The 13,480-nt window shown below is 53.8% G+C and carries 12 protein-coding genes and 1 other RNA gene; 4 read left to right on the top strand and 9 right to left on the bottom strand.

Annotated elements, in window-relative coordinates:
- Positions 1 to 4: 4 nt before the first annotated feature.
- The 6 genes from ACQG2Q_RS09995 to ACQG2Q_RS09970 are packed head-to-tail and all read right to left on the bottom strand — an operon-like array spanning position 5 to position 6,009.
- Positions 5 to 658, bottom strand: a complete 654-nt coding sequence (locus tag ACQG2Q_RS09995) for a helix-turn-helix transcriptional regulator (protein ID WP_022647866.1) — start codon at positions 656 to 658, stop codon at positions 5 to 7.
- A 41-nt stretch (positions 659 to 699) separates the two neighbouring features.
- Positions 700 to 1,212: a fimbrial protein gene (locus ACQG2Q_RS09990; RefSeq protein WP_063849301.1), complete on the bottom strand. Its 513-nt coding sequence runs from the start codon at positions 1,210 to 1,212 to the stop codon at positions 700 to 702.
- An 11-nt stretch (positions 1,213 to 1,223) separates the two neighbouring features.
- Positions 1,224 to 2,171 (bottom strand): fimbrial protein, encoded by a 948-nt coding sequence (locus ACQG2Q_RS09985; RefSeq protein ID WP_023299925.1) that lies wholly within the window; start codon positions 2,169 to 2,171, stop codon positions 1,224 to 1,226.
- Between the two features lies 1 nt (position 2,172).
- A complete protein-coding gene (locus ACQG2Q_RS09980) occupies positions 2,173 to 4,716 on the bottom strand; it encodes a fimbria/pilus outer membrane usher protein (RefSeq protein WP_271079829.1) in 2,544 nt (847 codons plus the stop codon).
- A 27-nt stretch (positions 4,717 to 4,743) separates the two neighbouring features.
- Positions 4,744 to 5,421 (bottom strand): fimbrial biogenesis chaperone, encoded by a 678-nt coding sequence (locus tag ACQG2Q_RS09975; RefSeq protein ID WP_063849303.1) that lies wholly within the window; start codon positions 5,419 to 5,421, stop codon positions 4,744 to 4,746.
- Positions 5,422 to 5,478: 57 nt separating this feature from the next.
- Entirely contained in the window at positions 5,479 to 6,009 is a 531-nt protein-coding gene (locus tag ACQG2Q_RS09970; protein WP_022647861.1) for a fimbrial protein, read from the bottom strand.
- Positions 6,010 to 6,363: 354 nt separating this feature from the next.
- On the opposite strand from ACQG2Q_RS09970, the gene ACQG2Q_RS09965 reads away from it, so the two are divergent.
- Positions 6,364 to 7,023, top strand: a complete 660-nt coding sequence (locus tag ACQG2Q_RS09965; RefSeq protein WP_022647860.1) for a winged helix-turn-helix transcriptional regulator — start codon at positions 6,364 to 6,366, stop codon at positions 7,021 to 7,023.
- 77 nt (positions 7,024 to 7,100) lie between these two features.
- Positions 7,101 to 7,730 (top strand): helix-turn-helix domain-containing protein, encoded by a 630-nt coding sequence (locus tag ACQG2Q_RS09960; RefSeq protein WP_038415908.1) that lies wholly within the window; start codon positions 7,101 to 7,103, stop codon positions 7,728 to 7,730.
- Between the two features lie 46 nt (positions 7,731 to 7,776).
- Here ACQG2Q_RS09960 and ACQG2Q_RS09955 read toward each other — a convergent pair whose 3' ends face one another.
- From ACQG2Q_RS09955 to ydiJ, 3 genes are all read right to left on the bottom strand, one after another.
- On the bottom strand, positions 7,777 to 7,971 hold the full coding sequence (locus ACQG2Q_RS09955) for a YdiH family protein (protein ID WP_003857766.1): 195 nt from the start codon (positions 7,969 to 7,971) through the stop codon (positions 7,777 to 7,779).
- A gap of 85 nt (positions 7,972 to 8,056) precedes the next feature.
- Positions 8,057 to 8,467 (bottom strand): 1,4-dihydroxy-2-naphthoyl-CoA hydrolase, encoded by a 411-nt coding sequence (gene menI / locus ACQG2Q_RS09950; RefSeq protein ID WP_023305978.1) that lies wholly within the window; start codon positions 8,465 to 8,467, stop codon positions 8,057 to 8,059.
- On the bottom strand, positions 8,464 to 11,520 hold the full coding sequence (gene ydiJ / locus ACQG2Q_RS09945) for a D-2-hydroxyglutarate dehydrogenase YdiJ (protein WP_426759129.1): 3,057 nt from the start codon (positions 11,518 to 11,520) through the stop codon (positions 8,464 to 8,466). Before ydiJ ends, menI begins: the two co-directional genes overlap by 4 nt.
- Positions 11,521 to 11,719: 199 nt before the next feature.
- Between ydiJ and ydiK the strand changes: the two genes are divergently transcribed.
- Together ydiK and rprA are read left to right on the top strand one after the other, a co-directional pair.
- Positions 11,720 to 12,835 (top strand): AI-2E family transporter YdiK, encoded by a 1,116-nt coding sequence (gene ydiK / locus ACQG2Q_RS09940; protein ID WP_063146060.1) that lies wholly within the window; start codon positions 11,720 to 11,722, stop codon positions 12,833 to 12,835.
- Between the two features lie 209 nt (positions 12,836 to 13,044).
- An RNA gene (rprA, locus tag ACQG2Q_RS09935) (antisense sRNA RprA) lies at positions 13,045 to 13,152 on the top strand.
- Positions 13,153 to 13,480: the final 328 nt, after the last annotated feature.

The following is a 13,480-nucleotide window of genomic DNA, read 5'->3' as shown; positions in this document are numbered from 1 at the left end:
CGTTTTACGCTATCTGTTCTGCATAATTATTTTCCAGGTAATCGCGAAGCAGGTTCGGACGGCTCTTTTTCTCCATCAACCTTCTCAACAGTACGATCAGCTCGTAATCGCTTCGCAGATTAAATTTTTGCATCAGCATATATTTATGGGTGAAGACCGTTTTCTGGCTCATCTCCAGCGCCTGAGCGGTCTGCACTACCGACAGCCCTCGGTAAAAATTGACCAAAATACGAATTTGTTGCCGGGATAACCCTTTATGCTGGCAGTCGAAGCAGTTATGTTTAGTCCATGTGTAACCCGGTAATTGCGTCCTGAACCACGCGATAAACAGTACGCCACTGATACGATCAAGCGATGCACGGCGAGGGAGAAAAATAATGTCCTGAAAGCAGGAGGGCAACGCCGAAAAGCGCAGTTCATCGTCGACAAACCCTAGCACAATCCCTTTTTGCCGGGCGAGTAACTCGGGAAAACAGGTCAGTGTTTCACCCTGGCATAATGACAGGACAATAATATCGGCCTGACTGACGTTTTCATGGGTCAGCGCCAGGTTAAATGTGATGGCACGATGAAAGTTATGTTTAAAAAAATCCTCGAAAAATTCATGTAGCCCAGCCTGAAAAAATAGATCGGTTTCCTGAATCAGAATATTTAACATAGCTCATACCAACGTCTTTAAAAAAGGCATATCACCGGCGCTCAGTTGTACTGCATCGTCATCACCACAACTGCACTGATGCTTCCCGGCGTGACGCCACCCGTCACGGATTTAACCGAGGCCTGCATAGCCATTGTCGCGGTTCTGTCGGCACCAATAGTTTGAGTCATGCCAGAGCCTGTTCCTTTAAGCGTACCCGTTTGGGCATCGCGCATGGCTATCGCCACATGCGTGGCCGAACCGCTGTTCATAAAATAGTCCGCGCCCGCCGCGGGATCGGGGCTGCCGGTAAAAGAGACGGTCACACTCTGCGTTCCCGTTGGGCACTGGGTGAACAGCAGACTAAATGGCACCGGATCCGATGTTGAGCCCGGCGTCGCCATATTGGTTGCCTGAATATTGCCCAGATTGACATCGAGGCTGTTACTCCCGCCATTAAATATGCACGGCGACGCAACGATATTTCCCGTCACACCGATGTTGACGCTATCAGCGGTGAAAGCCTTCCCGCTGAGTAAAGCCAGTAACAGCAGTGCCCCGTATATTATTTTCATCTTCGTACCTGCTACTGATAGGTCAAATTAAGGGTGGCGGAGGCATTTGCTGAACCTGACTCCACGCGGTTCAACGTCTGGTAATATCGGGCCGTTAACGGCAATGTCTCTTGCCCGCCGGCAGACTGCCGCAAGAATAGTCGGCTGTTCATCACCAGCGGCACACCGTTATAGATAAGCTGCACCCCAACCCCTTTTGCGGTGCCGGCATTCCCCTGCCCGGTTAAGGCCATCACGCTGGTATTGGCGCTGTCCGGATTCTGTATTCCACTGAGCGAGACCGTAATATTGGTTCCGGCGGCGCAAGTTAAGCCCAGGTTTTGCGTGTTCTGTGCTCCCGCTGGCGTGGTGCCCACCACGTTGCCGAACGCCGAGGCGGGGATATCCCCGATCGGAAACGTCAGCTGTGACGTATTCACCGTGCACGCCATGGCATTAATGGTTCCGGCGGTGAGCTGCGTGGTCAGGCCGTCACGATAGATGCCGTCGCTCCCCTGAAGCGTCACGACGCCGATCGCCCCCGGGGTTAACGCCCCCGATGAGACCGGGCCAGTCACCACCAGCTCAATCCTCCCGCCATACCAGTCGACATAGGAGGTCTGCGCATTGTACGAGAACGTATTGCTCGGGTTTTCAAAATAGGCGTTGGAGGAAAAGCGTATGCCTATCCCGCTGACGTTAGTGTTGTACACATGATTGCCGTAGCTGCTCAACGTGGCGCTGTTGTAGCGCATGCTGAATCCCAGCATCAGCGGATTAGCACATCCAGTAAGATAGGAACCGGTGGCTGTCGCCGCGCCGGAAAAGACCACCGTGCCGACAGGCGCATCACGCTGCACGTTAATCGTCCCCACGGACAGGGTTGACAGCTGCGGCGTGATGGTGGTGCACGTACCGGCACGGGCGAGGTTTCCCGCCGCGAGCAAACAGAGAAGCAAAATCACGATAAGCCATTTCATGTTAACGTTCCTGACGGCAGGAGGCGCGCATGTCAGCGATCCCACCGAATGTTGAGTGTGTCGGCAGGCTGAAATCAGCGCGGCATTGCTGGCTGGGCTGACTCCCCCATGTCGCGACTAACGTCCCCTCCTCGCGCATACCGGTTAAATAAACCTGACCGCGATCGCCCACAATAAAACTGCTGCTCTCATCACCGACAAGGGTGACCACCGCCCCAAACGGAACGGCGCGTTCGTTGTCGGTCAAGGTCATCAGCACCCGGCGACCTGACTTCGGCAAATAATCGGCTCTCACCACCGCTCCCCGCGTCGGCGTCACCGTGCGGGTGTTGATCTCCAGTTCGACATCCTCCGGCATATTTTCCGGATCGAGAGTGAGATCGTTTTTTCGGTAGACCGAAAGGTTGCTCACGACCGTATAACCGCGAAAATCTGTCCGTACACCGGGCTGATTGCGGATATCCACGCCGTGGGCGCCAGGCGCTTTAATTAAGGCGTTGGTCTCCCCCAGCGGCTGAGAAAGCGTGATGCCATCAGCATGGGCGAGAATGCCGCCTTGTAGCCCGTAATTCAGGCGTTCACTGTTTTTGTCATAACCATACCCCGCCGTGGCTTCGCCATAGGTGCCTCTGTAGTCCGCGTTAACGTTGCCGGTATAGCCCACGCCCTCTGTGCCGTATCCCTGCTGCGCGTTCCAGTTCAGGGCTCGGTTTTCGAGTGCCACCCCGTTCAGACCGATGCTGTGTGTCGTCCCGTTATTCCTGCTGGCGTTCATGCCATAGTTCGCCCATGTCTGCGGCAAAAATTTATCCAGCGGAATGCTGATGTTGAACGCCAGAAGCTGGTCGTGATCAGCGTTTTTTTGGTTGTCGCGGGTTTCTGACGCTGAGCGGACATTTTTGCTGTAGGTCCATGTCAGGCCATAGCTGATGTTGTGCCAGTAGTTGCTATAGCCGACGCTCCACGAAGCCATCGACTTACCGTCATTCCAGTAATCTTCCTGCGCCGCACTGAGGGTGAGCGCGCCCAGGTTGTCCCCCAGCGTCTGGCTCATTGTCAGCTCGGCACGGTTACGTCGCCTGTCCTGAAGCGCGCTGCTGTCGCCGTACGAATCGAGGACCTCCTGCATCCCGTAATAGCCGCGGGTCGAGTAGCGATACCCGGCAATCGAAAAGTTCGTCCCGGAATTAATAAAATTCTTGCTGTATCGGGCCCGCCACGACTGACCGCTTGTTTTCGCGGCATGCTCCGGCGTTGACCAGCCCTGGGTGAGGTCTGCGGATATCGCCCCGAAATCGCCCATGTTCTTGCCCACCCCCAGAGCCGCCGACTGGTACTTATCTGCCCCCTGAACGCCGCCATAGAGCGTGAGGCCGTAAGGGAGGCCGTAGATTCCGGTCAGTTGCCCGAAGGGGGTTTTCTCCACGCTACGGTTATACGATCGATACTGCCCGGCGGTAAGGGCATATTTCAGGCGCCCCTCCCGTTGCAGGACCGGCAGCGAAGCGTACGGCAGGGTGAAATGTTGCTCACTGCCATCGGCTTCGACGATCGTGACATCAAGATCGCCCGCGCCGCCGGTGGGATACATATCCGCGATCTCAAACGCGCCCGGCGCCACATAGCTTTGGTAGATTTGATAGCCATTCTGACGCACCACGACCTGCGCGTTAGTTCGCGCAATACCGCGCACCACCGGCGCATAGCCTTTCAGGGAATCCGGTAGCATATCGTCGTCGGACGCCAGCTGGACGCCGCGAAAAGGCATGCTGTCAAAGACATCGGCAGGGGCGGAACTGTCTCCGAGCGTAAACTGGGCTTGCAGGGGAATAATCGCGCGCTGCATCAAGGTATAGACATTGTCCCACTTATCCTGGCCGGACGCATCGCGGGACCAGGTGGTGTAGTTGCGTAACCGCCAGGGACCGACGTTGATCCCCGGTCGCAGGTTTGCATACTGACTGTCGCTGCGGGTGCCTGCCCCGCTTCTTGCCCGGCTGTTCGCGCCGCTCAGGCTGTAGTTGAGCATGGCCGCGGTAATGCCTTCATCCCACATCTCGGGCGGAACGTAACCTCTCGCTGGCAGATCTATGGCCGCCTGTGGGATGCTGATTGCCAGACGCTGGGCGCCAAACTGGAAGTCCGCGCTGGCCTGTGGAATCGCCTTGAGATCGGCGCATTCTCCTTGCCCGGCGTCGAGCTGCGGGAAAAGCGCCGTTTTCACGCCCCACGCTTTTAACTGCCTGATACTCAGGCACGGCTGCAACGTTTCACTGCCGTTAGCATCCTTCACTGCCAGGAAACGAATATCCCGCGTTTCCAGCAGCCGATCGTCAAGAATAATATCAACGAGGTACGTCCCGGGCGCCTGCGAGCCGGATTCAAAGGCAGATAAATCCGCTTTTCCCATTCCGGGATTATCCAGTTCTACCAGTTCCGTATTAAACGTCTCACTGGCCCACAGTGTGGGAGAGAAACCCGCAAGCGCGAGGGCAATGAATATTGCCAGGCGCGCAGGCTGCACTGTATTAAATGCCGTTGTCATGACGAGCACCCGATTAATGCAAAGGGATCACAAACTGGCCCGGTGTAATTCGCCAGGATTGCCATAATCGTTAATGACTTTAAACGTCAGCGTATTGCCATGGGTCCCATTCGGTAACGGGAAACGAACTGAGCCTGAAGGCATTACGTACGTGACATCGTCAAGTTTTTTACCCCCGACTGTTATTTCATTGAAATTGATAACGTACGGCGTAGGGTTATTTACCTGCAGAGCATTTCCCGCACGATGCCAGGTTAATTTGTTGGTTTGTTCCTCAGGGGTAGACGCACGAAGGCTCTCTGGCCGATAAATAAGTTTGATCCGCGTTTTGACGGCAATTTGCAGCGAGTTCATCTGCTTTGAAGCTGATGGAATAGCTTTAATGTTCAGCCAGAATAAACTCTCCTGCCCCTGAGGCAGCGAGCCTGTCATGACAATACGCTCAAGGTTTTTTTGCCCGCCATCCAGCCGATACAGCGGAGGCGTAATAATAAAAGGCGCTTTACCGGATTGCCCATCCTGAACATCAATCCACGACTGGATTAAATAAGGAACGTCATCAGGATTGGTGATACTTATTGACGCTTCTTTTTTTGCCCCATCGAAAATAATGCGGGTGCCGCCAATAACTACTCCAGCACTGGCGGATGTTAACGTCAGCGATAACAGCGCCATCGCCAGGCCAGTTGTCGTTATAAAACGCATTTCAATACCTCATAAAACAAGGGGCCGCGAAGCCCCCTGCTAATTACTGCCAATGACTTAGTTGTAAACCACTGAGAAGTTCGCGACCGAGTTAGCCGGGCCCGCGGTCACGGACGCTGCGGTGGAGATATACTGCGCGTAGAAGTTCAGTGTATTATCAGCCGTACTGCTGAGCGCGTAGGTATAGCTATTGCTGCCGTACAGCGGCAGATCGGCTTTATCTGCAGTCATCAGGTTAATCGCTACCCCTGTGGCCGCCCCCGCCACGGACGTATCAATCGCCAGCAGGCTGGCGTTGGTTAAATCCGGCGTACCGTCAAAACGGACTTTTGCATTAGTGACCGTCACAGGACAGTTTTTCAAAATAATATTAAACTGCGTCGCAGCCGTTCTGGCTCCCGCCGTCGGGAATTCCGTTTTATAATAATCGCCCAATACCACCACCTGGTTCTGAGATGCCACATCTACGTCGCAGGCAGAATCCAGAATATTTCCGTTAAAATTAACGGTACCTGCCGCTGCAAATGCATTGGTCATGGTGAGTACAGAACCTGCCGCTAACATTGCCATCATCAATTTTTTATTCATAATTCTCTTTCCTGTATTACTTTATTTATTACCGATATTCAGTTGCAGAAATAAAACCCCTTTCGACGAATCAAAATTTATACAACTCTTTTTCTACGCACAATCGATTTTAGGGTCTAGCTGTAGACTCTCTTTTAACAAAAACAAAACAAATTACTTTGGAAATATCTTAACAATAAAGTCCCCGGTCTACTTTTAGACCTAAGTCAAAAATGTTTCAAATTCAACTAATTAACACTCATTAATAGGCAAGTCTATAATTAGACTCGACGAAAATATTCCCTGACTAACTGTTTTTTAAGATAATTCTTTATGTCGATCAAAAAATGATCGCATCAGTGTATGAGGCCTCTTATGAACACCCGTATTGCGCCCGTTTCAGGCAATGAAATAACAACAGTGCTTGGCGCTAAGCCTCTTAAGCACATTGAAAAAATAATCGATAATGTTTTGCCGCATACCGAAAGATGCATCATGGCTAAAGGTGAAGTCATCCATTATTATTCCGGTGATATCCGCCAGTGCTTTTTACTGTTACATGGCAGCGTGGCATTGCATCGTCGAGGTGACGGTATCGTCTTAAATTCCGAATCCGCACCTTTTATACTCGGCGTGAGCAGCCAGTTTTCTTCTGAGCACCTCTACGTCAGAGCGCTGGAAACTTCAGAGGTGGCTAGCGTTACGCTGGAGCGTTTTAATCACGTAGTCGCACAACAGAATTTATGGGAGTCCTTCTCGAACCTGCTGATCTATACCGCATCGCGCGTTTACGAACATTGTGCCCAGATATCGCAGATGTCGGCTTACGACATTATCCGCTTTCAGCTGGTAGAACTGATGCAGGAGCCGGAAGCCATAAGACAGAGCATTACCGCCGCAGCCTATATCAAAAGCCGCACCTATCTTTCACGCAGCGGCATTATGCGGATCCTGGCGGAGTTGCGGACGGGGAAATACATCACTATGGAGCGCGGCGTGCTAATCGAGATCCATCACTTACCCCGCAAGTACTGAGGTTGTTTTTATCTCTGGAGAAGGTGGAAAATAAGAGCGACACTATAGAAAGTACAGTCTCTTTCCAGGTTAACGCTATGTCTTCTGACAAACCATCGCATCGCGGCTCTCCCTATGCCCAGGAACTGATTTCCCACTTACAGCCGCACTGCACCACGCATAAAACCGATCCCGGTGAGCAACTTGATCTCCAGGTTAACGGGCAGAGTATGTGTTATTTAATTCTCGAGGGCACAATCGCGATATACAGAAGAAGCGACGACATGATGCTTACCACCGCGCGCAGTCCCGCCCTGTTTGGTCTCGCTAATCTGACGGACATATATTTTAACGATTATCTCAAAACGGTGACGCCATGCCTGATCGGCGTGCTAGCAACCGATCGGGTGGCAGAAGTTATCAAAGAGAAGGCGTTATGGGGGCTGCTTTCTAATCATCTGATGTTTGTCTATAACCGCCTTTATCACAACGTCATGCCGAAAGGTGCGCCAACGGCTTACGAGATGATTCGTCAGCAGCTCATGATGCTGATGCAGGAAGATGACAACTACCGACGCAGCGTGACGGCGGAAAGGTACATCCGGGATAAAACCCGGCTTTCCCGCAGCGGCGTAATGCGGATCCTGGCTGACCTGAAAACGGGCGGGTTCATCGAAATGGAAGAAGGCCGGCTCATTAAAATTAACAAACTGCCTGCCAAATACTGATTTTCAGACACAAAAAAGGCCGCGCGGGCGGCCTTTTCTTCACTGCTCAATGGACGTGAACGCCCAACCGCCAGGCAAAGTAGATCTCTTCTTTCAGCTCGTTTGAAGAGAGCGCCAGCAAATCCGTAAATTCCAGCTCAAGTTGTTTCAGCTTTTTCAGGTACTGCGCCGGAGACAGATTGCTTTTATCGCGACGTAAATATTCAATTGCCAGCTGTGTTGGGGTTATTTCAGTATCCATGATGTCCTCGCTTATGTTCAAAACGTGACCAGTATATCACAATCAGGCGGCTAATTTTTGACCAAAAGCAAGACATTCGGAAACTTTACACAACGGCCGTCGTCAGTCTGGATGAACAACACAGGCGATCCTGCTCGTCCAGAATATCAATCTGCCACACCTGATGACGACTTCCGGCGTGCAGTGCGCGGCAAACACCGCGCACGCGCCCGCTGCGAACGGAGCGGATGTGGTTGGCATTGACCTCCAGCCCGACCACCTTCTGCTCCCCTTCCGTACACAGGTAACCTGCGACCGACCCCAGCGTTTCGGCCAGCACGACGGACGCGCCGCCGTGCAGCAGGCCAAACGGTTGATGAGTACGACTGTCTACTGGCATCGTCGCTTCAAGTTCATTATCGCCAATGCGCGTAAACTGGATATCCAGCAAACCGACCATGTTTTCAGCACCCATGGCATTTAAGGCCTGCAGAGTGACCGCACGTTTCCAGATCATCCGATAATCTCCAGTAAAGCCTGCAAGGGATGGCGAACGCCGTTACCTTCCACCCGTTTCACCTGGCTGCGGCAGGAGTAGCCCGTCGCCAGACAGCGGTTACGCGGCAGGCGCTGCATTGCCTGGTGCCACGACAGCTCGTAAATGCCGAGCGAGTTAGCGTGGTTTTTGACTTCATGACCGTAGGTTCCGGCCATACCGCAGCAGCCCACGCTGACGCTTTCCAGCTTCGCGCCAAAGCGGGCGAAGATAGAAGCCCACTGGGCAGGCGCCGTCGGCAGCGCGGTCACTTCAGTGCAGTGCCCAAACAGGTACCAGGATTCTCCGCTGACCTCCTGAGGGGCCGTTTGCTTCAGCACCGAAGGCAGCCACTCATGCACCAGTAAGACCTGAAAATCACCGCGCTTATCGCCGAGCGTCTGCTTATATTCATCCCGGTAACAGAGCACCAGCGCCGGATCGACGCCCACCATTGGCATATCGAGCTGCGCCACGCGATTCAGGAAATCTGAAGTTTTCTGCGCGGTTTTCGCGAAGCGGGTCAGGAAACCTTTAATGTGCTGCGCCTTGCCGTTCGGCGAGAACGGCAGTACCACCGGCTGGTAGCCAATTTTCTCTGCCAGACGGACAAAATCAGCCACCACCTGCGCATCGTAATAGCTGGTAAACGGATCCTGCACCACCAGCACCACCTTCGCTTTCTGCTCAGGGCTTAATGCTTCCAGTTGCTCCAGGGTCATGTTCGCCGAGCGGTGCCCCACCAGCCGACGCTGGAGCGATGGCACCGACAGCAGCGGCAGATCCACCATGCCGATATGTTTTTCAGACAGTTTGCGCACCAGCGGCTGATTGATAAAGAAGTTAAAGGTTTTTGGCGCACGAGCCATTAGCGGCGCGTAACTCTCCACCGTTGCCACCAGATGATCGCGCATCGGGCGCAGATAACGCGTGTGGTACAGCTGGAGGAAGCGGGAACGGAATTCCGGCACGTCAATTTTAATCGGGCACTGGGTTGAACACGCCTTGCACGCCAGGCAGCCGGACATCGCCTCTTTCACCTCATGCGAGAAATCGTATTCGCCTTTATTCGCATGCCAGCTGTTGCGGGTCCGTTCGATGAGCCCGCGCAGGCTGGCGCGTTTTTCCGGCAGCTCCTGTTCCAGCTTGAGCGGGTCAATGCCGCGATCGGCCAGCAGGCGCAGCCATTCGCGCACCAGCATCGCACGTCCTTTTGGGGAGTGGATGCGGTTGCTGGTGATTTTCATCGACGGACACATCGGGCTTTTCACATCGAAGTTGTAGCACAGCCCGTTGCCGTTGCACTCCATCGCGCCGCGCCAGGAAGCGCGAACCGCAATCGGAATTTGTCGGTCATAGGTGCCGCGCTTGACGGCGTCTACCTGCAACATCGGCGCATCAACGCCCTCTGGCGGGCAGATTTTACCCGGGTTAAGACGGTTATCAGGATCAAAAGCGGCTTTCACCTTACGCAGCTCGGCGTAGAGTTGTTCGCCAAAAAATGCCGGGCTGTACTCGGCGCGAAATCCTTTGCCATGCTCTCCCCATAACAAACCGCCATATTTGGCCGTAAGGGCCACGACCTCGTCGGAGATCTCCTTCATCAGGATCTCCTGCTGCGGATCGCACATGTCCAGCGCCGGGCGCACGTGTAGCACACCCGCGTCAACGTGCCCGAACATGCCATAGCTCAGACCATGGCTGTCGAGCAACGCACGAAACTCCACAATATAATCCGCCAGATGCTCCGGCGGCACGCAGGTATCTTCCGCAAATGGAATCGGCTTCGCCGCCCCTTTCGCGTTACCGAGCAGCCCCACCGCCTTTTTACGCATCGCGTAGATTCGCTCGATGCCGGAGAGGTCGTTACACAGCTGCCAGCCAATGACGCCGCCTTCCCCCTGTGCAATCAGCTCATCCAGACGCTGGCAGAGCGTGCTCACCTGGCTCTCAATCAGCTCTGCGTCATCCCCGGCGAACTCGACGATGTTCAGACCGAGCATCTCTTTATCCGGCACGTCGGTAATCAGTTCGCTCACCGAATGCCAGACAATATCTTCCCGGGCCAGGTTCAGTACTTTCGAATCAACGGTTTCCACCGACAGCGCCCGCGCCTCCACCATAAACGGGGCATTACGCAGCGCGGAGTCAAAGGAGTTGTATTTGACGTTCACCAGACGGCGCACCTTCGGCAGCGGGGTGATATCCAGACGCGCTTCGGTGATAAAGGCCAGCGTACCTTCAGACCCGGTCAGTACGCGGGTAAGATCGAACTGGCTCAGATCGTCATTAAAGACATGGCGCAGATCGTAGCCCGTCAGGAAGCGATTGAGCTTCGGGAATTTGTCGAGGATCAGTTCGCGATTTTCGCGGCAGCGCTCCAGCACGGTGCGATAAATCCGTCCGCTGGTGGTGCTCTCTTTTGCCAGCGTTTCAGCCAGTTCGACCGGCAACGGCTGGGTATCGAGAATATCGCCCCCCAGCAGCACCGCCCGCACACCCATGACGTGATCGGAGGTTTTGCCGTAGACCAGCGAGCCCTGCCCTGAAGCATCGGTGTTGATCATCCCGCCAAGGGTTGCGCGGTTACTGGTGGAAAGCTCGGGCGCAAAAAAATAGCCATACGGTTTTAAAAACTGATTCAGCTGATCTTTGATTACCCCCGCTTCCACACGCACCCACCCCTCTTCCGGGTTGATCTCAATGATGCGATTCATATAGCGGGACATATCAACGATGATGCCCTGGTTCAGCGCCTGCCCATTGGTGCCCGTCCCGCCGCCGCGCGGGGTAAAGACCAGGGAGCTGAAACGCTCCTGCGACGCCAGACGGGCGATGAGGGCCACATCGGCGGTAGAGCGCGGGAAAACGACGGCATCGGGAAGAAGCTGGTAAATACTGTTATCGGTTGCCATTGTCAGCCTGTCGGCATAATCGGTGGCGGTATCACCTGTAAAACCCTGTTGCTCCAGTGCCTGCAAAAAATTAAGCACCAGTTGAACGACGCCCGGTGCCTGAGAAATCTGTGGGATCATTGCTGTCGACCCTAATGAGAATAGTGTGAAATCGTTTGCGTTGTGTCTGGAAAGTTTTATCACATTTTTTTCTTATGTGCTTCGTAGAATTACGGGCAAAATCCGCCTGTCAAAAATCGCTGAAATCACTAATGATTAGAGAGATGCGGTTTATATTCCCATCAGCCTTGCTGGTGTTCATTTAAGGAAAGTTTCGTTTATGGTCAATCTTCGTCAGCCCAGGGATGTCGCACAGATACTGCTGTCGGTGCTGTTCTTAGCCATTATGATTATTGCGTGTCTGTGGATTGTTCGTCCTTTCGTGCTCGGATTTGCCTGGGCCGCGACCGTCGTGGTCGCAACCTGGCCTTTACTCTTACGTTTGCAGAAACTGCTGTTTGGTCGCCGCGGCCTTGCCGTGCTGGTGATGACGCTGCTGCTGTTCCTGCTGTTTATTATTCCCATTGCGCTGCTGGTTAACAGCCTGGTTGACAGCAGCGGCCCGGTTATTCGCGCGGTCACCAGCGGTGACATGACGCTGCCGGATCTCGCGTGGCTGAACAGCATTCCTGTTGTGGGCGCAAAACTATACAGCGGCTGGCACAGCCTGCTGGAGATGGGCGGTAGCGCCCTGATGGCCAAAGTGCGCCCGTACATCGGCACAACCACCACCTGGTTTGTCGGGCAGGCTGCGCATATTGGTCGCTTCATGATGCACTGTACGTTGATGCTGGTCTTCAGCGCCCTGCTGTACTGGCGCGGCGAGCAGGTTGCGCTGGGGGTACGCCATTTCGCCACCCGGCTGGCAGGTAAACGCGGCGATGCGGCCGTGCTGCTGGCAGCCCAGGCCGTTCGCGCGGTGGCGCTCGGCGTGGTGGTCACAGCGCTGGTGCAGGCGGTGCTTGGCGGTATCGGGCTGGCGGTTTCCGGCGTACCTTATGCCACCATTTTCACCGTTGTCATGCTGATGACCTGTCTGGCACAGCTTGGTCCGCTGCTGGTGCTGGTTCCCTGCATTATCTGGCTTTACTGGACGGGGGACACGACCTGGGGCACGGTGCTGCTGGTCTGGAGTTGCGTGGTGGGCACCATGGATAACGTGATTCGTCCTCTCCTCATCCGCATGGGCGCTGATCTGCCGCTGATTCTGATCCTGTCCGGGGTGATCGGGGGGTTGATTGCCTTCGGCATGATTGGCCTGTTTATCGGTCCGGTGCTGCTTGCGGTAACCTGGCGTCTCTTCTCTGCCTGGGTGCATGAAGTGCCGCCACCCGGAACCGATCCGGACCTCATCTTAGGCGAACTTGAAGAGCTGGAAGATAAGAACGCGCAGTAATAACCTTTGCCGGGTGGCGCTAACGCTTACCCGGCCTACACTCTTCGCAGGAATACTTAAACGTTGCTAAACTATTTATTCTCTGCGCACTGGTCAGACCCGCCTTTTCATGCCTAAAACCGTCATTCTCTTCAAGAAATCTTTACCTCCCTTTAACTATTGAGACGAATCCGATCGACTCATAAAGTTGGCATGCCTACTATTAAGACACGGTTATAAATCAACACCTTGATTTATAAGCATGGAAATCCCCTGAGTGAAACAACGAATTGCTGTGTGTAGTCTTTGCCCATCTCCCACGATGGGCTTTTTTTTTATTTACCTTATGCTGAGCGCACAGGATTTAGGCGTGTTTTAAACGAAAAAACCGTTCATTACAGACGGATGAATAGCGATGAAAGAGTTTTACTGTTTAGTTCCATTCGTCATAAGCATATGCCATTTCACTATCTACTGAATATCTTTCTCGTACCGCCAGGTGTTCCTTTTACTCTGAATTATTAGTAGCCTCTGCCCGTTCATCAGCGCGAGCACGTTCACGTTGTAATGAGCATCACCACGTTTAAGGCGGCTGACCACTGCAGGAGCAGCGCCTGCACCTTTTTCTTCTGTCAATAATAGTTATGTGGGTTATTTTCCCGCCAT

It is taken from the genome of Enterobacter cloacae complex sp. 370H10, from assembly GCF_050031535.1.
Lineage (GTDB): Bacteria > Pseudomonadota > Gammaproteobacteria > Enterobacterales > Enterobacteriaceae > Enterobacter > Enterobacter intestinihominis.
This window is presented reverse-complemented; position numbering and strand designations above follow the sequence as displayed.

Coding starts and splice junctions, on each gene's coding strand:
- ACQG2Q_RS09995 (WP_022647866.1), bottom strand. CDS start 658: ATGTTAAATATTCTGATTCAGGAAACCGATCTATTTTTTCAGGCTGGG.
- ACQG2Q_RS09990 (WP_063849301.1), bottom strand. CDS start 1,212: ATGAAAATAATATACGGGGCACTGCTGTTACTGGCTTTACTCAGCGGG.
- ACQG2Q_RS09985 (WP_023299925.1), bottom strand. CDS start 2,171: ATGAAATGGCTTATCGTGATTTTGCTTCTCTGTTTGCTCGCGGCGGGA.
- ACQG2Q_RS09980 (WP_271079829.1), bottom strand. CDS start 4,716: ATGACAACGGCATTTAATACAGTGCAGCCTGCGCGCCTGGCAATATTC.
- ACQG2Q_RS09975 (WP_063849303.1), bottom strand. CDS start 5,421: ATGCGTTTTATAACGACAACTGGCCTGGCGATGGCGCTGTTATCGCTG.
- ACQG2Q_RS09970 (WP_022647861.1), bottom strand. CDS start 6,009: ATGAATAAAAAATTGATGATGGCAATGTTAGCGGCAGGTTCTGTACTC.
- ACQG2Q_RS09965 (WP_022647860.1), top strand. CDS start 6,364: ATGAACACCCGTATTGCGCCCGTTTCAGGCAATGAAATAACAACAGTG.
- ACQG2Q_RS09960 (WP_038415908.1), top strand. CDS start 7,101: ATGTCTTCTGACAAACCATCGCATCGCGGCTCTCCCTATGCCCAGGAA.
- ACQG2Q_RS09955 (WP_003857766.1), bottom strand. CDS start 7,971: ATGGATACTGAAATAACCCCAACACAGCTGGCAATTGAATATTTACGT.
- menI (WP_023305978.1), bottom strand. CDS start 8,467: ATGATCTGGAAACGTGCGGTCACTCTGCAGGCCTTAAATGCCATGGGT.
- ydiJ (WP_426759129.1), bottom strand. CDS start 11,520: ATGATCCCACAGATTTCTCAGGCACCGGGCGTCGTTCAACTGGTGCTT.
- ydiK (WP_063146060.1), top strand. CDS start 11,720: ATGGTCAATCTTCGTCAGCCCAGGGATGTCGCACAGATACTGCTGTCG.